The sequence below is a fragment of the Streptomyces griseobrunneus genome, assembly GCF_046713465.1.
Lineage (GTDB): Bacteria > Actinomycetota > Actinomycetes > Streptomycetales > Streptomycetaceae > Streptomyces > Streptomyces microflavus.
Map to the genome: position 1 here is coordinate 2,420,768 of NZ_CP177080.1, position 20,910 is coordinate 2,441,677.

Below are 20,910 nucleotides of genomic sequence, written 5' to 3' on the forward strand. Positions count from 1 at the left end.
CGGTGACATGGCGGCGAGCACTATGACATAAGGGAAATAAGGCACACCTCTTGCTACGTTGCGGTCCATGACCGCAACGACGGCGGACGCTCCCCCGCCCGAGCTCCGCCTGCCCAGACGGCGCGGGGTCGAGCTCTCGCTCCTCATCGGGGCCGTCCTGATCTCCGTCTACGGTTACGCCGCCGTCGGCCTCGCCCACGACGGGGCCGTGCCCCCCGATGTCGCCGGCTACGGTGCCGGGCTCGGCATGCTCGCCCTGCTGGCCCATGTCGCGGTCCGCTTCCGGGCCCCGTACGCCGATCCGCTGCTGCTGCCGATCGCCGTCCTGCTCAACGGGCTCGGCCTGGTGCTGATCTACCGGCTCGACCTGGAGACCCCGCGCGACCAGGCCGCCCCCACCCAGCTGATCTGGTCCACGCTCGGGGTCGCGCTCTTCGCCGTCGTCGTGGTGCTGCTCCGCGACCACCGGGTGCTCCAGCGCTACGCCTACCTGTCGGTCGCCACCGCGCTCGTCCTGATGATCGTGCCGATCTTCTTCCCGGCGGTGAACGGGGCGAAGATCTGGATCCGGGTCGGCGGGCTCTCGTTCCAGCCGGGCGAGTTCGCCAAGATCCTGCTCGCGGTCTTCTTCGCCGCCTACCTCGCCGCCAACCGCAACGCGCTCGCCTACACCGGCCGCACGTTCTGGAAGCTGCAGCTGCCCACCGGCCGGGTGCTCGGCCCCATCGTGGCGATCTGGCTGATCAGCGTCGGCGTGCTGGTGCTGGAGCGGGACCTCGGCACCTCGCTGCTCTTCTTCGGACTCTTCGTCATCATGCTGTACGTGGCGACCGGCCGGACCGGCTGGATCGCGGTCGGGCTGCTGCTCGCCGCCGTCGGGGCGTTCGTCGTCGGCTCGTTCGAGCCGCATGTGCACGGCCGGGTGCAGGACTGGCTGGATCCGTTCGCCTCGATCGACGCGGGGCGGGGTCCCGGCCAGCTCGCCCAGTCGCTCTTCGCCTTCGCCGCCGGGGGCATGCTCGGCACCGGGCTCGGGGCGGGCCACTCCATCCTCATCGGCTTCGCCACCAAGTCGGACTTCATCCTGGCGACGGCGGGCGAGGAGCTGGGGCTCAGCGGCCTGACCGCGATCTTCCTGCTGTACGCGCTCCTCGTGGCACGCGGCTACCGGGCCGGGCTCGCGCTGCGCGACCCGTTCGGGCGGCTGCTGGCCATCGGTCTCGCCTCGATCCTGGCGCTCCAGGTGTTCGTGATCGCGGGCGGGGTGATGGGGCTGATCCCGCTGACCGGGATGGCGATGCCGTTCCTGGCGCAGGGCGGCTCCTCCGTCGTCACCAACTGGATCATCGTGGCGCTGCTGATCCGGGTCAGCGACGTCTCGCGCAGACCGCACCCCGAACAGGTGGAGACCGGGGTCATCGCGAGCGCCGTGGGTCCAATGGGCTCGGTGGACCCCATGGAGGAGGACCGGTGATCCGCTACATCCGGCGGGCCGCCGCCTTCTGCCTGCTCCTGCTCGTCGCGCTGCTCGCCAACGCGGCCCGTATCCAGCTCTTCGAGGCCGATGAGCTGGACGCCAACCCGGCCAACCGCCGTAACACCATCGTCCGTTACGACCAGCCGCGCGGAAACATCCTCGTCGGCGACCGGGCCGTGACCGGGAACAAGGAGACCGGCGAGCAGCTCAGCTTCGAACGCACCTATCTGCACGGCCCGCTGTACGCGCCGGTGACCGGGTACGCCTCGCAGACGTACGGCACCACGCTCATCGAGAACGCCGAGGACGGCGTCCTGTCGGGGACGGACTCGCTGCTGGCGCCGCTGCCCTTCTGGGACGAGTTCACGCGGGGCCGGCAGCCGGGCGGCAACGTCGTCACCACCGTCAAGGAGTCGATGCAGCGCGCCGCGTACGCCGGACTGAGCGGGCGGCGGGGCGCGGTCGCCGCCCTGGAGCCGTCGACGGGCCGGATCCTGGCGCTGGTCTCGACCCCGTCGTACGACCCCGAGCGGCTCTCCGGCACCGGCTCGGCGGTGACCGACGCCTGGACCCGGCTGAACGCGGCCAAGAGCCTGCCGATGCTCAACCGGGCCATCCGGCAGACCTATCCGCCGGGCTCCACGTTCAAGATCGTGACGGCTGCGGCGGCACTGGACGCCCGGGTGGTGAAGGACGCGGACGCACCCACGGACACCCCGTCGCCCTACGTCCTGCCCGGCACGAGGACCACCCTGCCCAACGAGGCCACCGGCTGCGAGCAGGCGTCGCTGGCCGACGCGATCCGGGTCTCCTGCAACACGGTGATGGCTCATCTGGGGGTGGAGGTCGGGCTGGAGGGGATGGCGGAGGCGGCGGGGAGGTTCGGCTTCAACGAGACCGGGCTGCGCATCCCGTCGGGGGTGGCGCGGAGCAACTTCGACACCGACATGAGCGACGACCAGCTCGCGCTCTCCTCGATCGGGCAGTTCAACACGACGGCGACCCCGCTCCAGATGGCGATGGTCGCGGCGGCGGTGGCGAACCACGGCGACCTGCGCGTGCCGTATCTGGTGGACCGGGTGACCACCGCGGACGGGGACACCGTCCAGCAGCAGGGACCGCGCTCCTACGAGCGGGCGATGAGCCCCTCCACGGCGGTGCAGCTGCAGCGGATGATGGTCGACGTGGTGGAGAACGGCACCGGGTCGAACGCGGCGATCGACGGGGTGATGGTCGGCGGCAAGACCGGCACCGCCCAGCACGGCATCGACAACTCCGGGCTGCCGTACGCCTGGTTCATCTCCTGGGCCCAGGCCCCGGACTCAGGCCGCCCGGCCGTCGCGGTCGCCGTGGTGGTGGAGGACGCCTCCGCCGACCGGGGCGACATCAGCGGCGGCGGCAGCGCGGCCCCGATCGCCCGGGCGGTGATGGAGGCGGCGCTGGAGGAGTGAGGGTTGGCTTCCGGTGGGACTGGGGGCCTGCCTTCCGGTGAGACGGGGGGCGGTTCGGAGGCCGCGCGGGGAGAGCGGGAGGCCGCACCGGAGCCCGTACGGCGAGAGTAGGAGGCATGCGCCGCCCGGCGAGACTTGGGCCCATGACGAGGACACCGTCCGCCGTGGCGCGGGCCCTGGAGCGGATCGCCCTGCTGGACCCGGCGCTCAACGCGTTCACCGAGGTCTGGCCCGAGGAGGCCCTCGCCCGCGAACCGGCGGCGCTCCGACTCCCCCTGCGCGGGCTGCCGTTCGCCGTGAAGGGCCCCACCGGCATCCGCTCGTACGCGGCCCGTCGGCTGATCGCGGCAGGTGGCGTCCCGGTCGGCGCGACCTCGGTCCCCGGGCCCGGCACCCACTGGCAGACCTGGGGACACGGAGCCCACGGCCGTACGGTCAACCCGTGGCGGGCGGACCGGACCCCCGGCGGTTCGTCGGCGGGCTCGGCGGTCGCGGTGGCGGCGGGGATGGTGGAGCTGGCGACCGGCAGCGACGGGGCCGGGTCGGTCCGCATCCCGGCCGCCTGGTGCGGGGTGTTCGGGCTGAGGACGACGAACGGGCTGCTCCCCTCCCCCGACCGGTCCGGGCTCGCGTCGGCCGGGGTGCTGGCCCGGTCGGCGGCGGGGGCGGAACGGTACCTCCGCCATGTCCTGGACGGGTACGAGGAGCCCGCCGCCCCTTCACTCCCGCTGCCCGCCGTCTACAGCGAGGACCTCGGCTTCGCGGACGTGGATCCGGAGGTGGCGGGCGTCGTCCGGGCGGCGGTGGACCGGCTGGTCGCGACGGGGACCGTACGCCTGCTGGACGCCGGCTGCGCGCTGCTCGACCCGGTACGGGCCTGGACGGCGGTACGGGGCGGGTCGCCCGGGGCCCCGGAGGCGGTCGCGGTCCGGCGGGCGAACGATGAGCGGCTCGATGCCCTCTTCGCCACCGCGCCCCTGCTGCTGACCCCGGTCACGCCGAACCGGCCGCATGGGCACGAGGGCCCGGGCGAGCGCTACTCCACCGCCCTGACCTGGGCGTTCAACCTGAGCGGCCACCCGGCGGCCAGCCTGCCCGCCGGATTCACCGGGGACGGCTGCCCGGTGGGACTCCACCTGGTGGCGGACCGCGGGGCGGACGTCTCGCTGCTCGGAATGGCCCGCGCGGTGGAGAACGCTCTGCCTACCGTGCGGCCATGACCTCCATAGAGACAGAAACCGGCAGCGGGAAACACGAGTTGGCCCAGGTGAACATCGCGCGGCTCAGATTCCCGCTGGATTCACCGCAGTTGAAGGACTTCGTCGACGGGCTGGACCCGGTGAACGCGGTCGCCGACCGGGCCGAGGGGTTCGTGTGGCGGCTGCGCTCCGACTCCGGGAACGCCACGGACGTCCCGGTCTTCGGGGACGACTGGTTGATCGTGAACATGTCGGTGTGGCGGGACGCCGAAGCGCTCACGGCCTTCATGTACGCCGGGCGGCACCGGGAGCTGATGAGCCGGCGCCGCGAGTGGTTCGAGCAGGTCAGGGAGGCGATGACCGCCCTGTGGTGGGTGCCCGCAGGGAAGCGCCCGACGGTCGCGGACGCCGAGGAGCGCCTGCTCCACCTGCGCGAACACGGCCCGGCCGAGCGGGCGTTCACTCTGCGCACCCGGTTCCCGGCGCCGAGCGTGGTGCACTGACCGGCGACGGGCGGTCAGCCGATCGGCCGGCGGATCTCCTCACGGATCTTGGCGGTCTCGACCGCGGCCGCCTCCAGGTCGATCGAGCTGGCGTCCTTGAGGGCGGTCTCGGGGCGGATGATCCCCACGGACACCCCCGTGTTGTCGTCGCCCCAGGCACACATCGGCACGTTGGCCTTGACCCCGGCCTGGTTCGACTGGAGCACCTGGCACTCCAGCGTGATGTCGTAACCGGCGGGGGTGAACTCCTTGGGCGGTACGACGACGGTCGCGCCGTTCCCCGCCGCCCCGCCGTCCATCATCTTGCCGGTCATGGCCTCGGGGCGGGTGAACAGCCCGTACATCCCGGAGATCACCAGGGCTCCGCCCTCGGCCGAGCTGTACTGCCCGACGACGGCCTTCGCGTCCCGGACGGTGGGGTCGTACATCTTCTCGATCTTCTTGCCCTCGGTCGAGGACAGGTCCTGGGCCAGGGTGAACTCGCCGTCCAGCAGCTTCTGCTCCAGGACGAGCTTGTACTCGGCCTCCGGGAACGCCGCCTCAGCGGTCTTCCCGACCACCTGGGAGACGCCGAAGGCGATTCCACCGGCCAGCACGACCGCGCCGGCCACGATCCCGACGATCAGCGCCGTGCGCTTCTTCCTCGGCGGCTGCGGCCCCTGCGGCGGCCAGTCCGCCGCCCCCGGACCGCCCCCGCCGGGTATACCGGGCTGCCCCCAGCCGGGCTGTCCCCAGCCTCCCTGCTGGGGCGGGGCGGGAGGCTGCTGCGGGTAGCCGTAGGGCTGTTGCGGCACCCCGGGGGCGGCGGCCGGCGGACCGTAGGGGTTCTGCGGAGGCGGGGGCGGCCCGTACGGGCCCTGCGGCGGGTGCGGCGGGGTGGTCATGCGCTCACGGTACGACACGTTTACGAACGGAATTTCGACACGGCCGGCTGCAGTACTTCGATGCGGCCGGTATCGGGACCAGGGCAGGACCGGCGGGCGGGACCGGCCCCTCACCACCGGGCACCCCCTCACCCCAACGGCTCGCGCCTGCGCAGCCATTCCTCCGGTGCCCCGGCCGTCCCGGTCGCCGCACCGACCACGCCGCCGGTGATGGCACAGGTCGTGTCCACGTCTCCGAGCCCCTCCGCCGTCGCCCAGAGCGCCGCCTCCAGGTCGCCCCCGTGACGGGCCGCGGTCCACAGGGCGAAGGGCACGGTGTCGTCGGCCCGGATGTGCTGCCCGTTGCCGAGGAGGTCCGCGGCCCGCTGCGGTTCCGTGGTGAACGGGGTCCGAGCTGCGCGCCGCACTCCGTCCCGTACCGGCCCCTCGGGCGTCCGGTCCGCGACGGCCTCCAGGGTGAACTCGCCCCGCACCGACAGCGCCGCCGCCACGGCGACCGCCACCGCGCCCGCGATGCCGTCCGGGTGGGCGTGGGTGACGGCCGCGGAGAGCACGGCCTGCTCCGCCACCCGGTCCAGGTCCTCGTGGAAGCGGGCGCCGAGCGGGGCGACCCGCATCGCCGCGCCGTTGCCGAGGCTGCCGCCGTCGAAGAGCCCGGGTGCCAGGACGCGCCAGTCGGCGGGGGCGACGAGGAGCCGGGGCAGCAGGAGGTGCATGCCGTGCCCGTAGCCGCGGGCCTGGTCGGCGTCGAAGGCGAGGGCGTAGCAGAGCGCCAGGTGGTCCTGGTCGACCTGGCCGCGCTCGTCGAGTGAGCGTTGCAGGGCGAGTGCGAGGGCCGTGTCGTCGGTCCAGGGCCAGAGCGGCTCCTGCGGGGTGCGCCGGTCCCGGATCTCGTTCCGGGCCCGGCCGCGTTCGCGGAAGAGGGGGAACCAGCGCTCGCCGAACGCGTCGCCGAGTGCGAGGGCTTCGAGGCTGCGGCTGGCGGCCGCGAGCCCGGCGGCGGCTGGGGGCGGGTTCGTGGTCATACCGGCATGGTGCCGCCGGAACCCGTCGACGTACATCGGATATCCGGCGGTGAACACATACCCCTCGGGGACGCCCCCGGGTGAACGGCCCCGGTTCAGGCCGCCTCCCTCCCCTCCCCGATCGCCTCGGCGACCTCCGCGACCCGGGCCTCCTCCTCGACGGCGAAGCGCTCGCGGTCCAGTTCCTCGGCTATCTCCTCGTCCTGGGACATGAGCAGGTCCAGGTTGGAGTCGCCGAGTTCGAGGACCCCCATGTCGACGTACGCCTTCTGGAGCCGTGGGCCCCACAGGCCGATGTCCTTGACGCACGGGACGATCCGGCTGAAGAGGAGCTTCCGGAAGAGCTGGAGGAACTCGGAGTGCTCGGAGAGCTCCTTCGCCTCCTGCTTGCCGATGCCGAAGTTCTCCAGGACCTCGACGCCGCTGAGCCGGTCGCGCATCAGGTAGCAGCCCTCGATGACGAACTCCTCGCGCTCGCGGAGTTCGGCGTCGCTCAGCTGCTTGTAGTAGTCGCGCAGCGCCATCCGCCCGAAGGCGACGTGCCGGGCCTCGTCCTGCATGACGTACGCGAGGATCTGCTTGGGCAGCGGCTTGGTGGTGGTGTCGCGGATCATCCCGAAGGCGGCGAGCGCCAGGCCTTCTATCAGGACCTGCATCCCGAGGTACGGCATGTCCCAGCGGGAGTCGCGCAGGGTGTCGCCCAGCAGGCCCTGGAGGTTGTCGTTGACCGGGTAGAGCATGCCGATCTTCTCGTGCAGGAAGCGGCCGTATATCTCCGCGTGCCGGGCCTCGTCCATGGTCTGGGTGGCGGAGTAGAACTTGGCGTCCAGGTCGGGGACGGACTCCACGATCCTGGCCGCGCAGACCATGGCGCCCTGTTCGCCGTGGAGGAACTGGCTGAACTGCCAGGAGGTGTAGTGCTTGCGCAGCTCGCCCCGGTCCTTCTCCGTCATCTTCGCCCAGTGCGGGGTGCCGTACAGCGTGAGCGCCTCGTCGGGGGTGCCCAGCGGGTCGGTGGGGTCGACCTCCAGGGACCAGTCGATGCGCTTGTTGCCGTCCCACTGCTTGTCCTTGCCCTTCTGGTAGAGGGCGAGGAGGCGTTCACGGCCGTCGTCGTAGTCCCAGCTGAACCGGGCGGCCCCGGCGGCGGGGACCTGCCAGGTCGGTTCGGGCGGCGGGGTGGTGTAGAGGTCATGAGTGGACACGGACGGCTCCTTCGCCTCGACTGGCTCGAACGGCTTGACAAGTTCCGTGGCACCGGGGGCTGTTGGGTGCGTCGCCCGCCGCCTCCCCCCGCAGGTTCACACGTTGGTAGACGGCGGGTCAACAAGTCGGGCGCCGTCGCGCGTAAGTCGTGCAGCAGCCGCGCAGTAGTCCTGCGCAAAGGATTGACGTCCTTGCTGACAAGCAGTCTCATAAGAGGTGACCGCCGGTAACACCTGTGCCCGGCAACCCTTGTGTGAGGTGCTCCCGCCATGACGACCGTGACCGACCGCGATGTCACCGTGCTCCGCGACGCACTCGGGCCGCTCCGCGACCGTGAGCAGATCGCCGCGCGCCTGCTCGAATCCTCGGCCAAGCACTCCTTCGACCCGGACACCGAACTCGACTGGGATTCGGCCGTCGAGGAGGGCAAGTGGTTCTGGCCGCCGGAGCTGCTCTCGCTGTACGACACCCCGATGTGGCACCGGATGTCCGAGGAGCAGCGCCTGGACCTCTCCCGGCACGAGGGCGCCGCGCTCGCCTCGCTCGGCATCTGGTTCGAGATCATCCTGATGCAGCTGCTGGTCCGGCACGTCTACGACAAGCCCGTCACCAGCAACCACGTCCGCTACGCCCTCACGGAGATAGCCGACGAGTGCCGGCACTCGATGATGTTCGGCCGCATGATCGACTGGGGCGGCGCCCCGACGTACGAGGTGCCGCGCGTCTATCACAACCTGGCGCGGGTCCTGAAGACCGTCTCCACCACGCCCGGTTCGTTCGCCGCGACCCTGCTCGGTGAGGAGATCCTCGACTGGATGCAGCGGCTGACGTTCCCGGACGAGCGGGTGCAGACCCTGGTGCGCGGCGTGACCCGTATCCATGTCATCGAGGAGGCCCGGCACGTCCGGTACGCCCGCGAGGAGCTGCGCCGCCAGATGGTGACCGCCCCCCGCTGGGAGCGCGAGCTCACCAAGGTCAGCTGCGGCGAGGCGGCCCGGGTCTTCTCCGTCTGCTTCGTCAACCCGCAGGTGTACGAGAACGTCGGCCTGGACCGCCGCGAGGCCGTCGCCCAGGTGAAGGCGAGCGGCCACCGCGCGGAGGTCATGCAGACCGGCTCCAAGCGGCTCACGGACTTCTTCGACGACATCGGGCTGCTGAACGGCGTCGGCCGCAGGCTCTGGCGCAGCTCCGGGCTGCTGGCCTGAGGGTGTACGGGCGGACACCCTCTACTCTCGGGGGCATGACGTCCACCGCCGCAGCCCCGCCGCCGCCCCGCGCGTACCGCAGGCTCAGTGTCGAGGAGCGCCGCGCCCAGCTCCTGGTCGCGGCGCTCGGCCTCTTCGCCCACCGGGCCCCCGACGAGGTCTCGCTGGACGAGGTGGCGGTGGCGGCCGGGGTCTCCCGGCCGCTGGTCTACCGCTACTTCCCGGGCGGGCGGCAGCAGTTGTACGAGGCCGCGCTCGGCTCCGCCGCCGACGAGCTGACGCTCTGCTTCAGCGAGCCGCCGATGGGCCCGCCCACCGAGCGGGTCGCCCGCGTCCTGGACCGCTACCTGCGCTTCGTGGACGAGCACGACACCGGGTTCAGCGCCCTGCTGCGCGGCGGCAGCGTCGTGGAGACCTCCCGTACGACGACGATCGTGGACGGCGTCCGGCGGGCGGCGGCCGAGGAGATCCTCAGCCACCTCGGCCGGATCGGCGGTACCGGGGAGCGGAGCGCCGGGCCGAGGCTGCGGATGATGGTCCGGAGCTGGATCGCGGCCGTCGAGGCGGCCTCCCTGATCTGGCTGGACGAGGGCAAGCGGCCCCCGGCGGCCGAGCTGCGCGGCTGGCTGGTCGACCATCTCATCGCGCTCCTCGCGGCGACGGCGGCGACCGACGAGGAGACCGCGTCGGTGGTCCGCGACCTGCTGGCCCTGGAGACCCCGGACGGACCGGCCGGACGGCTGGCGGAGCTGGTGATCCCGGTCGTCGCCGAGGCGGCGCACCTGCTGCCGCACGCCACTGCGGCAGACTGACCAGGTGAAGAGCGAGAACACCCCTTTCAGAGGCGGCCCCCTGGACGGCCGGGTGCTGCCCGTCCTGGTCGGCCCGACCGGCCACCCGCCGAAGTGGTACGAGGTCCCCGTGCCCTCCCCCGACGGCTCCCCGCCCACCGTGTACGCCTACGAGCGCGTCCCGGCCGGCTACACCAAGCGGCTCGGGCTGCAGCGCGGCTGGGTGTACGAGTACGCCCCCGGCGGCCGCAAGCGCCCCACCCTCAAGTGGCCCTGGTCGAGGCCCGCGAGCGGCGGCTAGGGCGTTGCGCACGCACAGGCCCTAAGATCGACGGTCAGGCGCCGAGGGACAGTTCACTCGGGCGCCGGATGACGGTCACAAGGGGGGTGCGCCATGGAGGCGCTGCGTAGGGAAGATCCACGCCGTTTCGGCCGCTTCACCGTGCTGGCCCGCTTCCATGAAGCCGCGAGCGCCGTGCAGTACGTGGCACGGGACACCGCCACCGGCGAGGTCGCCGTGATCACCGCCGCGCGCCCCGCGCTCGCCGCCGTACCGGCCTTCCGGCGCCGCTTCCAGGCCGAGGCCCGCACCGCCGAACGCCTCGCGGGCGGCTGGGTGACCCCACTCGTCGACTCCGCTTCCGCTTCCGACGACGCTGCCGACAAGACTGGTGCGGCCGACGGCCCGGAACTCCTGTGGACGGCTACGGAGTACGTCCCCGCTCTGCCCCTTGCCGAGGCGATCGGCATCGCCGGTCCGCTGCCTGAGCGTGCCCTGCGGATACTGGGCGCGGGCATCGCCGAGATCCTCTCCCGGGTGCACGCGGGCGGCGCCGTGCTCCAGGGGCTCGCCCCGGGCACGGTGCTGCTGGCCGAGGACGGGCCCCGGCTCACCGCGTTCGGCCCGCTGGGCGCGGCTGCGGCGGCGGAGGCGAAGCCGGGCGGGCAGCTCTCGGTCCGCCTGGGCTACCTCACGCCGGAGCAGGTCGAGGGCAAGGAGGTCGGCGCCCCGTCCGACCTGTTCGTGCTCGGGCTGCTGCTGGCGTACGCGGCGACCGGGACGACCCCGTTCACGGAAGGGCCCGCCGAGGAGGCCGCCCGCCGTATCGCCGAGGCCGACCCCGAACTGGACGCCGTACCCGAGGAGTTGCGCGAGCTGATCGCCGGCTGCCTGGCGAAGGACCCGGCCGAGCGGCCCACCGCCGGTACGGTCGCCGCCGAACTGGCCCTGGAGGGCGCGGCGGGCCTCGCCCGGGGCGGCTGGCTCCCCGAGCGGCTCGCGGCGGCGGTCGCGGACCAGGAGGCGCGGGTCCGGGCGCTGGAGGTGCCGGAGGAGGCTGCCGCCGCCCCGGAGGACGCGCGCCCGGCGGAGGAGCCGGAGGACGCACGGCCCGAGGACGCGGTGGCCGTGGACGCGGTGGCCGTGGACGCCGTGGCCGTGGACGCGCGCCCCGTGGACGCCGTGACGGTCGCACCACCGGGCGCACCCGCCGAGGCGCCGGTCACACAGACACCGGCCGACCCACGAGTCCCAGCGGCCACGACCGGCCCCCCGGTCACCACCGAGGTCTACGGCACCCCCGCCACCACCGAATCCCACGGCACCACCCCCGCCACCACGACCGAGACCTACGGCACCACCGCCCCCACCACGACCGACGGCTACGGCACCGGCACCGGTGACATCGGTGAGGACAGAGGCACCACCCGCTTCCTCAACACCGGCCCCAAGCCGCCGCAGTCCGACCGCGCGACCACCCAGCTCGCCCTCCCCCACGAGCCCCACGAGCCGCCCCCGGCCCATCCCGCGCCCCCGCTCCCCGCCACCTCCGGGGTTCCGGCGCCGGGCCACCACCACACCTACGGCAGCCCGGCCCCCTACCCGGCCGCACTCCTCCCGGGCTCCGCAGGCCAGGGCGCAGGCCAGAGCGGAAGCCAGAGCACAGCCCCGGGCGGCGGCCCCACCGGCGGGCCCCAGGGAACCAACGGCCCCCAGGGCACCGGCCCCATGGTGGCGCTGCCCCTCCCGCCCGCGCCCACCCCTCCGGACGGCTCCGCCACCAGCCGCCGGGCCCTGATCGCCATCGCGGCCGCGGCGGTCGGCGGGCTCGTCGTCGGCGGCGGGGCGGTCGCCGCGATCGGTGGCGGGGAGAGCGTGGCCGCCACGGATGACAAGCCCGCGCCGAAGCCGCGCCGCACGCTCCCGGGCCGGCCCCCCGAGCCGCGCTGGACCTACTCCCACCCGGCCTCCGAGTCCTCCCCGCTGACCACCGCGCTCTGGCGGGACCGGCTGCTGGTGGTGACCAGCGAGAGCCAGGCGAGCGCCGTCGACCTGCGTACCGGCAAGCGCGTCTGGCAGCGCGCGGACGCCGCCAAGGGCCAGGCGGCACTGGCGGCCGGCGACCTGTGCTTCGTGGCGAGCCCCACGGAGTTCCTCTGGCTGGCGCCCAAGGACGGCACGGTCGTGCACCGCGTGCGGTACGCGGACGGCTTCACCGGCCTGCCGAACCTCCAGGTGGGGCGGCTGGCGGGCCAGTCCGGGCCCCTCATCTGGTTCGCCGGCTCGCACACGGTCACCGTGAAGGCCCCCAAGCCGAAGAAGGGCAAGAAGCAGGCGCCGGACAAGCAGGCCGTCCAGGCGTACTTCTTCGCGTACGACATCGTCCGGCGCGCCGAGGTGTGGCGTACGCCGGTACCGGCGGGCCGTGCCCCCGGTACGCCGGTCGCCCGGGTCGTCGCGGAGCGCTCGGCCGATCTCCTCGTACGGCAGGATGCCGTCACCCTGACACCGGCCGAGGTCAAGGCGGCCAAGGGGAAGGGCATCATCCGCTCCTTCGACCGGACGACCGGCAAGCTCCAGTGGGCCAAGCAGTACGGCACGGCCTCCCCCATCGCGGCCATCGCGGGCGACGAGGACGGGGTCCTGTACGCGGCGGTCGGCACCGATCTCCAGTCGTTCGAGGCGGACACCGCCAAGCCGCTGTGGCGGGTCGCGGGCACGGCGGGATCGGTCTTCGGCACGCCGGTCGTGGCCGGGCCCTTCGTCCACACCGCCGAACGCAGCCAGCAGGTCGGCGCGGTGGAACGGGAGACCGGGCGCCTCGTCTGGCGCCGCTCGACGGAGGTACCGGGCATCGGGAACGCCCCCTCCCTCGCCCTGAGCAGCAGCGGCAAGACGCTGTTCGCCTCCGACGCCACCCAGGTCACGGCGTTCTCCGCGGCCGACGGGGAGCGCCTGTGGAAGTTCCAGGACATCGGGGTGGCCGACCCGAAGGGGGCCACGGTGAGCGCCTCGTACCGGACCTTCACGGTCGGTGCGCACGCCGTCGTCCAGCGGGACAGGTCCTTCTACGCCTTCCCGGTGGCCTGAGCCGGGGCCGTCACCGGTACCGCCGTCCGGGGCATCCCCCGGGCGGCACGCCGTGCGGTGCTTGCATCACCTGACACCAAGTGACCGGATTAATCGGATTAGCTCGCTCACTTGTGGACGAGCCCGAATCTTCCGGGCCCGCTCTCCGTCACGGAGGTGATGTCGTGTCAGGCAGGCTCCTGCGCGCGGTCTGCACGACCGCCCTCGCCGCGGCCCTCGCGGTCTCCCCCGCCACCGCCTCACCGGCCGAGCCGGTCCCCGTACCGTCCGAGGAACCCGTACGTCCCGAGGACGCGGCGGAGGTGGACGCGGAGACCGCCCTCACCGCCCCGGAAGCCCCCGAAGCCCCGGAAGTCCCTGAAGCTCCAGAAGCCGGTGCCCCCAACAACCTCGTGACCCTCCTGCGCGAGCTGCAGACGCGCTACCAGGAGGCCGAGGAGGCGAGCGAGACCTACAACGCCACCGCCGAGAAGCTGAAGCAGCGGACCGCACAGGCGAAGAAGGTGAGCTCGGAGCTGGCGAAGGCCCGGGCCGCGCTGGAGCTCAGCCGGGGGGACGCCGGGCGGCTGGCCCGGGAGCAGTACCAGGGGCTCACCGAGTTCTCCGCCTACCTCCAGCTGCTGCTGGCCCGGGACCCCCTGCGCGCCCTGGACCAGAGCCATGTCATCGAGCGGGTGGCGGCGAACCGCTCGGCGACGGTGGAGCGGCTGACCGGCGACGCCCGCCGGGCCGACGCCCTGGCCGCCGCCTCCCGCAAGGCTGTCGACCAGCAGAAGAGGCTGGCCGCCCAGCAGAAGAAGCAGCGCGACACCGTGCGCGGCAAGCTGAAAGAGGTGGAGACGCTGCTGGCCACGCTCTCGGTCGAGCAGCTGGCCCAGCTGGCCGGGCTCGAAGAACAGGGCGTGGACACGGCCCAGCGCGAACTGGTCGCCTCCGGGGCGCTCAGCTCGGCCCGGCCGGCCACGCGGCAGGGCCGTGACGCCATCGCGTACGCGATCGATCAGATCGGCAAGCCGTACGAGTGGGGCGCCGAGGGCCCCGGTTCCTTCGACTGCTCCGGGCTCACCTCCCAGGCCTGGGCGGCGGCGGGCCGGACGATCCCCCGGACGTCCCAGGAGCAGTGGAAGCAGCTCCCGAAGGTGCCGGTCTCCTCACTCCGCCCCGGCGACCTGGTGATCTACTTCCCGAAGGCGACGCATGTGGCGTTGTACATCGGCGACGGCCTGGTGGTGCAGGCGCCCCGCCCCGGCACCAAGGTGAAGGCCTCCCCGGTGGCGTCCAACCCGCTGCTGGGGGCCGTCCGCCCCGACCCCGGCGGCGTACCGCTGTCCACGTACACCCGCCCCGACCTGCCCGAGGGCGCCCGGGACGGCTCGGACACCGGGTACGGCACGGACGCGGCGCCGGACGCCCCTTAGGCGCGGGACACCCCTTGGACGTGCCTGGTGGCCGGACCGGCGGTGCGGGTCCGGCCACCGGAACAGGGGGCGCTCAGGCTCCGGAGACCGACGCCAGGTACGCGTCCGTCTTCTCCGGCTCGAAGAAGAAGTTGTCGAAGTCCGCCGGGTCGTCGAACCCGTTGGCGAACCGGTCCGCGACGGGCTGGAGCTGGCCGGCGGCGCCGATCAGGTTCAGCACGTGCTCCGGCGGGACGCCGAGCATCGCGTTGGTCCACTTCACGACGTGCTGGGCGGTGTCCCAGTAGCGGTCGAAGGTGGACTGCATCCACTGCGCGTCGAACTCCTTGTCACCGTGCTCGATGATCGAGTCCAGGTACGCGTTGGCGCACTTGGAGGCCGAGTTGGAGCCCTGGCCGGTGATCGGGTCGTTGGCGACGACGACGTCCGCGACGCCGAGTACCAGGCCGCCGCCGGGGAGCCGGCCGACCGGCTTGCGGACCGTGGGGGCGTAGCGGCCGGCGAGGGTGCCGTTGGCGTCGGTCAGCTCGACCTTGGTGGCGCGGGCGTACTCCCACGGTGTGAACCTCTCCATCAGCTCCAGCGTCTTCGCCAGGTGCTCGGAGGGGTCCTTGATGCCCTGGAAGGCGTCGAGCGGGCCGCCCGGGATGCCCTCCCAGAAGAGGATGTCGGCCCGGCCCGAGGTGGTCAGGGTCGGCATCACGAACAGCTCACCGACGCCCGGCACCAGATTGCAGCGGACCGCGTCGAACTCCGGGTGCTCGGGGCGCGGGCCCATCCCGTGGACGTACGCGACGGCCAAGGCGCGCTGCGGGGCGTCGAACGGCGAACGGGCCGCGTCCCGGCCGAACATGGAGACCAGCTCGCCCTTGCCGGCCGAGACCATCACCAGGTCGTAGGTGCGGGAGAAGTAGTCCAGGTCGGAGACGGCCGCCCCGTGGATGACGAGCTGCCCGCCGCGCTGGGCGAAGGTCTCCATCCAGCCGGCCATCTTCACGCGCTGGTCGACGGACTGGGCGTACCCGTCGAGCTTGCCGACCCAGTCGATGGCGCGGGAGGAGTCGGGGGCGGCGACGGAGACGCCGAGGCCCTCGATCTTCGGGGCCTGGGACTCCCAGAAGTTCAGCTGGTAGTCCCGCTCGTGCTGGAGCGCGGTGTGGAACATGCACTGCGTCGACATGACCCGCCCGGTGCGGATCTCGTCGGCGGTGCGGTTGGACATCAGGGTGACTTCGTACCCTCTGGACTGCAGCCCCAGGGCCAGCTGGAGTCCGGACTGGCCGGCTCCGACTATGAGTATCTTCCGCATCGCGGCTCTCCGTTGTCTCTGATTCGAGGAGGTCTAGGCAGGCGTGACGTCGAGAGCGTGGCCCACCAGGGCCAGCAGCGACTCGACGACCGTGATCCTGTTACGCGCGTCCATGATCACTATCGGCACGTGCGGCGGTACGGTCAGGGCCTCCCTGACGTCCTGCGCCTCGTAACCGGGCGTCCCCTCGAAGTGGTTGACCGCCACGATGTACGGCAGTCCGCAGCTCTCGAAGTAGTCGAGCGCGGGGAAGCAGTCCGCGAGCCGCCGGGTGTCGGCGAGGACGACCGCCCCGATCGCCCCGCGCACCAGGTCGTCCCACATGAACCAGAAGCGCTGCTGGCCGGGCGTGCCGAAGACGTACAGGACGAGGTCGTCGTCCAGGGTGAGCCGGCCGAAGTCCATGGCCACCGTGGTGGTGGTCTTCTCGGGCGTCGCGGAGAGGTCGTCGGTCTCCTCGCTGGCCTGGGTCATCAGCGCTTCGGTCTTCAGCGGCGTGATCTCGGAGACCGAGCCGACGAACGTCGTCTTGCCCACGCCGAATCCGCCCGCCACCACGATCTTGGTCGCGGTGGGGGCGCGGGTGTGGTCGAGCTGCCAGGCCTGGAGGGATTCCTCGGCCTGGTCCACGGGCCGTGACGCCTGGTCCCGGGGCCCCGGCTGACGCGGGGCGAAGAGCGGCGCCTCAGAGACGGCGGAGTCCATTGAGCACCCTTTCGAGCAGTGCGCGGTCGGGCTGGCCGGTGCCGTGACCGGTCCCGTACACGCGGATCTTTCCCTGGTCGGCCAAGTCGCTGAGCAGCACCCGGACGACTCCGAGCGGCATCTTCAACAGGGCCGAGATCTCCGCGACCGTACGCATCCGGCGGCAGATTTCGACGATGGCCTGGAGCTCCGGCATGACGCGCGAGACCAGGTTGCCGTTGGTCAGTTCGCGGCGCTCCTCGGGTGCTTCGAGGGCGGCCACGAACGTCTCGACGAGCAGGACGTGCCCGAACCGGGTGCGGCCTCCGGTGAGGGAGTACGGCCGGACCCGGGCCGGGCGCTTGTCGGCCCCGCGGACGGGGAGGCGGGGGGAGGGTTCGGCGGCGGCGGTCGTCACTGGTCGCTCTCCATCGATTTGCGCAGCTCACTGCGGAGTTCGGGGGTGAGTACGTGTCCGGCCCGGCCGACGAAGAGGGCCATGTGGTAGGCGACGACGCTCATGTCGCAGTCCGGGGTGGCGTGGACGCCGAGGAGGGAGCCGTCGCTGATCGACATGACGAAGACGCTGCCCTCGTCCATGGCGACCATCGTCTGTTTGACGCCGCCGCCGTCCATCAGCTTGGCGGCTCCGACGGTCAGCGAGCCGATGCCGGAGACGATGGTGGCCAGGTCGGCGCTGGACCCCTTGGGGCCGTCCGACGGTCCGACCGCCTTCGCTTCGTGATGTCCGGGGTCGGAGGAGAGCAGCATCAGCCCGTCGGACGAGACGACGGTGACCGAGTGGACCCCTGGCACCTCCTCCACGAGATTGCTCAGCAACCAGTGAAGGTTCCGGGCTTCGGTACTCAGCCCGAACGTGCTGGGCGCAGTCAACTGCGTGCCTCCTCGACTGTGTCCCCCGTCTCTCCGTTCCGGCGGTCCGTGCGGCCGCCGGTCTCTTCGGTCCCTGTGTCGTGTGCGGTGCCTGTTACGGGTGCGGTGCTGGTGGTCTCGTGCCCGGCGGTGCCGGTGGTCACGCCCTCGTGGTCGGCGAGGGCGAGGGAGCCGGTGGACCCGGCGATCTCCGCCTCGACATCGCGCCGGCCCTCCTTGGCCGCCTGGTGGAAGCTGCCCAGCCTGCGGCGCAGGTCGTCCTTGTCCAGGCTGCCGGTGCGCGAGGTGGCGGGGGCGCCCTCGGGCTGGACCACCTTGGGGGTGCGCTTGGGCAGCCCCTTGTCGGTGACCCGCTCGGCCTGCGGCTTCCGGGGGCCGGGCACGGTGTCGGCGGCGGCCTCGGCACGGGGGGCGGGGCGGAAGGCGGGCCCGTCCGGGTCCTGGTCGCCCGGACCGCTCTCGGCCGGACGCTCGTGGCGGTCGGGGCCGATGGCGTACGGGTCGGGGTGCGCGGCCTCGGTGGGGGCGGGGGCCGCCGGGGTGGCCGGATCCGCCGGGGACTTCGGCAGCCGGACCTGCAGGGTGATCTCGGAGTCCGAACCGGCTTCCGGACCGGCGTCCGTGTCTGCCGCTGCGTCTGCCTCTGCTGCCGCCTGTGCGTCCGCTTCGGGCTTCTGCTGCGGTACGGCGGCAGGTTCGGCGTCCTCGGCGGGCGCGGGCCCCTTCGCCGCGGCCTCGCGGATCGCCCGCTCGGCGGCGGCGATCATCGGGTCGACGGCGGGCGCGGGGTCGGCGGCCGGCTCGGGCCGGGGCTCCGGAGCGGGCTCCGGCGTCGGCTCGGCGGCCTGCTCGGGCTCCGCAGCGGGCTCGGGCGGCGGCTCGGCGGCCTGCTCGGCAACCGGCCCGGCAGTCGGCTCGGCGGCGGTCCCGGACGCGGCCGGCGGGATCGGCAGGACCGGCGTACGGCTCGGCAGGGCGTTGGAGTTGGCCTCGGCCACCGAGCCCGGCAGGTTGAGCGTCGGCGCCTCGCCGGGCAGCTGCACCGCGGGCGGCGACGAGGCGGGCAGGGAGTTGGGCAGCAGGGCCTGCGGCAGGACGACGACAGCCGTCACTCCACTCCCCTTCTGCTCGCGCAGCTGGACCCGCACACCGTGCCGGGCGGCCAGCAACGAGGTGACCTGGAGCCCCAGTCCGGCCCCGTCGGCACTCTGCTCCCCCACCTCGAACGAGGCCGGGTCGGCCAGCCTCGCATTGAGCTCGCCCATCCGGACCGTCGACATGCCGATGCCCTCGTCCTGCACGGAGAGCATCACCTCGCCGGTCTCCAGCAGCCAGCCGGAGAGGTCGACATGGGAGTCCGGCGGGGAGAAGGAGGTCGCGTTCTCCAGGAGTTCGGCGAGAAGGTGGCTGAGGTCGTCGGCGGCGAACCCGGCGATCTGGGCGTGCGGCGGCAGGGACTGGATGGTGACCCGCTCGTACCGCTCGATCTCGCTGACGGCCGCGCGGGCCACGTCGACCAGCGGGATCGGACCGGCGTGGCCGTGGCCGTGCTCGGCGCCCGCGAGGACCAGCATGTTCTCGCTGTGCCGGCGCATGACCGTGGCCATGTGGTCCAGCTTGAACAGGGTGGCCAGGCGCTCCGGGTCCTGCTCGCGCTCCTCCAGGCTCTCGATGACGCCGAGCTGCCGCTCGACGAGGCCGAGGTTGCGGAGCGAGAGGTTGACGAAGGTGTGGTGGACCGTGTTCTTCAGCCGCTCCAGCTGGGCGGCGAGCTCGGCGGCCTGGACCTGGAGTTCGGCGCGCTGGAGGGTGAGGGCCTCTCGGCCCGCGATCAGTTCGGCGCGCTCGCCGCTGAGGGTCTCGAAGCGGCCGGTGAACTCCTGCTGCAGCCCGGTGAGGCTGGCGTGCAGGGTGTTCATCGAGCGGACGACCTGGGCGAACTCGTCGTTGCGGCCGGTGTAGCGGACCGGTTCCGCGCTCGAAGGCTCGTCCGCGAGGCGGGCGGCACCGATGCGCAGGACGGCGAGCGGCTGGGTCAGGGTGCGGGCGACGGCGGTGGAGACGCCCACGGCGAGCAGGAAGCAGCCGCCGAGCAGGGCGATGCTCAGTTCGAGGGCGGTGACGTCGTCGTCGCGGATCCCCTCCAGGCGCTGGACCTGGGCGGTTCCGAGGGCGGACTCGACGCTGCGCATCCGGTCGACCCGTGCGGAGAGCGCGGCCTCCAGCTTCTTGGCGCTGGTGTTGCGCTCGCTGCCGGAGAGTTCGGGGCGGTCGGTGAGGCGGGTGAGGTACTTCTCCGCGCTGTTGACCTCGGGGCCCGTGACGGTGGCGGAGAGCTTGTCGCGGGCGATGGGGTTCGCGGCCTGGTCGAACTCGGCGAGCGAGGCCAGCTCACGGACCCGGGCCTGCTGGGCGGCGGCGCTCAGCTCGTCCCGGTCGCGGTCCGCCCGGCTGCTCTCCTCGTCCTCGGTCTCCACCGGCAGCCCGGTGAAGGGGTCGGTCTGCGGGGTGGCGGGCTCGGGGCTCGGCACGGCGAGCGCGGCGAGAAGGAGCCCGCGGGTGGCGGAGGCCTGCTCGACGGCTCCGCCGAGCGCGAGGGGGGCGCGGGTGGCGTCGGCGGCGCGCGGCGGGGTCTTCCCGGCCAGCTCGGCGGAGATGCCGTGCAGCTTGGCGATGACCTCGGAGTACGCGTGGTGGGCGTCCAGCGCCGAGCCCTTGCCGGTGAGGGCGTCACGGCGCAGGGAGGGCACGGTGGAGAGGTCGCGTCGCAGGGCGGCGGGGGCCGGCCCGTGGATCTCGTCGATCTGCTGGTCGACCCGGGTGGTGCGGGTACGGCGGTTCTCCTCGCCGGCCTTGCCGTCATCGGCGCGGCCCCCGGCGATGTACGCGGTGACGGCGTCCCGCTCGTCGGCGAGGGAGTGCGCCAGGGTGACGGCCTGCCGGTTCAGCTCGGCGAGGGTCACCAGCCGCTGGGACTCGGCCAGATCGGTGGAGGCGCTCAGCGCCGCGGGAGCGCCCGCCGCGAGGACGATGACCCCGACGACGGCGACACCGGCGACCAGCCGGCTCCGTACCCGTACGGTCCGCTTGTCGGCGCCCGGAGCCGGAGGCGTCGCCCCGGAACCGTCGCGCGTGCTGCCCTGGCTCCGCGGCCGCTTCTTCTGCACCGGTGCTCGCAATCTTGACTCGTCCACCCTTGAAGCAGAGGTGACGCTCGGTCACATAGAAGGACCCCCCGCTCCTGGTACGGCTTCTGACCATTCCAGTGCTTTTGAGAGGGGGGCGCGCATCAACCGCTCCGCCACTCGAACGAGTGAACATCACTCTTGAGTTGGCGAACAAGTCTCCCCAGGGCCGCCCCTGACCATGCATAGGGCGTGGGGTGGAACTTCGGCGCGGCCTTTGGCAGGATGCCCGCCCGCACTCTCCCGGAGGTCTCCCCTCCGCGCATCGGGCCCGCGTTGACCTGCTGGTACGGCTGGAATCCGCTCCCG

At 72.7% G+C, this 20,910-nt stretch carries 17 protein-coding genes; 9 read left to right on the forward strand and 8 right to left on the reverse strand.

The genetic code is table 11. From position 1 onward, the window contains the following. Window positions 1-67: 67 nt before the first annotated feature. The 4 genes from ACK8N7_RS10560 to ACK8N7_RS10575 all read left to right on the forward strand — a co-directional run bounded on the left by ACK8N7_RS10560 (window position 68) and on the right by ACK8N7_RS10575 (window position 4,630). A complete protein-coding gene (locus tag ACK8N7_RS10560; protein WP_500442013.1) occupies window positions 68-1,474 on the forward strand; it encodes an FtsW/RodA/SpoVE family cell cycle protein in 1,407 nt (468 codons plus the stop codon). Then, window positions 1,471-2,928: a penicillin-binding transpeptidase domain-containing protein gene (locus tag ACK8N7_RS10565; protein ID WP_403209736.1), complete on the forward strand. Its 1,458-nt coding sequence runs from the start codon at window positions 1,471-1,473 to the stop codon at window positions 2,926-2,928. Before ACK8N7_RS10560 ends, ACK8N7_RS10565 begins: the two co-directional genes overlap by 4 nt. A 143-nt stretch (window positions 2,929-3,071) precedes the next feature. Beyond that, complete coding sequence (locus ACK8N7_RS10570; protein WP_403209734.1) at window positions 3,072-4,148, forward strand: amidase family protein; 1,077 nt, start codon at window positions 3,072-3,074, stop codon at window positions 4,146-4,148. Further along, entirely contained in the window at window positions 4,145-4,630 is a 486-nt protein-coding gene (locus tag ACK8N7_RS10575) for a DUF3291 domain-containing protein (protein ID WP_403209732.1), read from the forward strand. Before ACK8N7_RS10570 ends, ACK8N7_RS10575 begins: the two co-directional genes overlap by 4 nt. Window positions 4,631-4,644: 14 nt before the next feature. Here the strand turns inward: ACK8N7_RS10575 and ACK8N7_RS10580 are convergent, their stop codons facing one another. From ACK8N7_RS10580 to ACK8N7_RS10590, 3 genes are all read right to left on the reverse strand, one after another. Continuing rightward, window positions 4,645-5,514, reverse strand: coding sequence for a hypothetical protein (locus ACK8N7_RS10580; RefSeq protein WP_403209730.1), 870 nt, complete (start codon window positions 5,512-5,514; stop codon window positions 4,645-4,647). Window positions 5,515-5,642: 128 nt separating this feature from the next. Then, the gene (locus ACK8N7_RS10585) at window positions 5,643-6,539 is read right to left on the reverse strand and encodes an ADP-ribosylglycohydrolase family protein (protein WP_403209728.1); all 897 of its coding nucleotides are present in this window, start codon (window positions 6,537-6,539) and stop codon (window positions 5,643-5,645) included. A 95-nt stretch (window positions 6,540-6,634) separates the two neighbouring features. Beyond that, entirely contained in the window at window positions 6,635-7,744 is a 1,110-nt protein-coding gene (locus ACK8N7_RS10590; protein WP_403209726.1) for a ferritin-like domain-containing protein, read from the reverse strand. A 270-nt stretch (window positions 7,745-8,014) separates the two neighbouring features. Between ACK8N7_RS10590 and ACK8N7_RS10595 the strand changes: the two genes are divergently transcribed. The 5 genes from ACK8N7_RS10595 (at window position 8,015) to ACK8N7_RS10615 (ending at window position 14,529) form a co-directional block, all read left to right on the forward strand. Then, window positions 8,015-8,950: an AurF N-oxygenase family protein gene (locus tag ACK8N7_RS10595; RefSeq protein ID WP_500442016.1), complete on the forward strand. Its 936-nt coding sequence runs from the start codon at window positions 8,015-8,017 to the stop codon at window positions 8,948-8,950. Window positions 8,951-8,985: 35 nt separating this feature from the next. Next, a complete protein-coding gene (locus ACK8N7_RS10600) occupies window positions 8,986-9,762 on the forward strand; it encodes a TetR/AcrR family transcriptional regulator (protein WP_500442017.1) in 777 nt (258 codons plus the stop codon). A gap of 4 nt (window positions 9,763-9,766) precedes the next feature. Beyond that, window positions 9,767-10,042: a DUF8847 domain-containing protein gene (locus ACK8N7_RS10605; RefSeq protein ID WP_403209720.1), complete on the forward strand. Its 276-nt coding sequence runs from the start codon at window positions 9,767-9,769 to the stop codon at window positions 10,040-10,042. A gap of 93 nt (window positions 10,043-10,135) precedes the next feature. After that, a complete protein-coding gene (locus ACK8N7_RS10610; RefSeq protein WP_500442019.1) occupies window positions 10,136-13,111 on the forward strand; it encodes an outer membrane protein assembly factor BamB family protein in 2,976 nt (991 codons plus the stop codon). A gap of 164 nt (window positions 13,112-13,275) precedes the next feature. After that, window positions 13,276-14,529 carry a C40 family peptidase gene (locus ACK8N7_RS10615; protein ID WP_500442021.1) on the forward strand — a complete coding sequence of 418 codons (1,254 nt, stop codon included), beginning with the start codon at window positions 13,276-13,278 and terminating at the stop codon, window positions 14,527-14,529. A gap of 73 nt (window positions 14,530-14,602) precedes the next feature. Here ACK8N7_RS10615 and ACK8N7_RS10620 read toward each other — a convergent pair whose 3' ends face one another. Genes ACK8N7_RS10620 through ACK8N7_RS10640 form a run of 5 tightly spaced genes read right to left on the reverse strand, consistent with a single transcriptional unit; the run spans window position 14,603 to window position 20,583 of the window. Next, window positions 14,603-15,838: a styrene monooxygenase/indole monooxygenase family protein gene (locus ACK8N7_RS10620; protein WP_403209714.1), complete on the reverse strand. Its 1,236-nt coding sequence runs from the start codon at window positions 15,836-15,838 to the stop codon at window positions 14,603-14,605. A 33-nt stretch (window positions 15,839-15,871) separates the two neighbouring features. Further along, window positions 15,872-16,543 (reverse strand): GTP-binding protein, encoded by a 672-nt coding sequence (locus ACK8N7_RS10625; RefSeq protein ID WP_403209712.1) that lies wholly within the window; start codon window positions 16,541-16,543, stop codon window positions 15,872-15,874. Further along, window positions 16,524-16,940: a DUF742 domain-containing protein gene (locus ACK8N7_RS10630; protein ID WP_403209710.1), complete on the reverse strand. Its 417-nt coding sequence runs from the start codon at window positions 16,938-16,940 to the stop codon at window positions 16,524-16,526. Before ACK8N7_RS10630 ends, ACK8N7_RS10625 begins: the two co-directional genes overlap by 20 nt. Then, window positions 16,937-17,416, reverse strand: coding sequence for a roadblock/LC7 domain-containing protein (locus ACK8N7_RS10635; protein ID WP_403209708.1), 480 nt, complete (start codon window positions 17,414-17,416; stop codon window positions 16,937-16,939). Before ACK8N7_RS10635 ends, ACK8N7_RS10630 begins: the two co-directional genes overlap by 4 nt. Continuing rightward, window positions 17,413-20,583 carry a sensor histidine kinase gene (locus tag ACK8N7_RS10640; protein WP_500445725.1) on the reverse strand — a complete coding sequence of 1,057 codons (3,171 nt, stop codon included), beginning with the start codon at window positions 20,581-20,583 and terminating at the stop codon, window positions 17,413-17,415. The genes ACK8N7_RS10635 and ACK8N7_RS10640 overlap by 4 nt, the downstream gene beginning before the upstream one ends. Window positions 20,584-20,910: the final 327 nt, after the last annotated feature.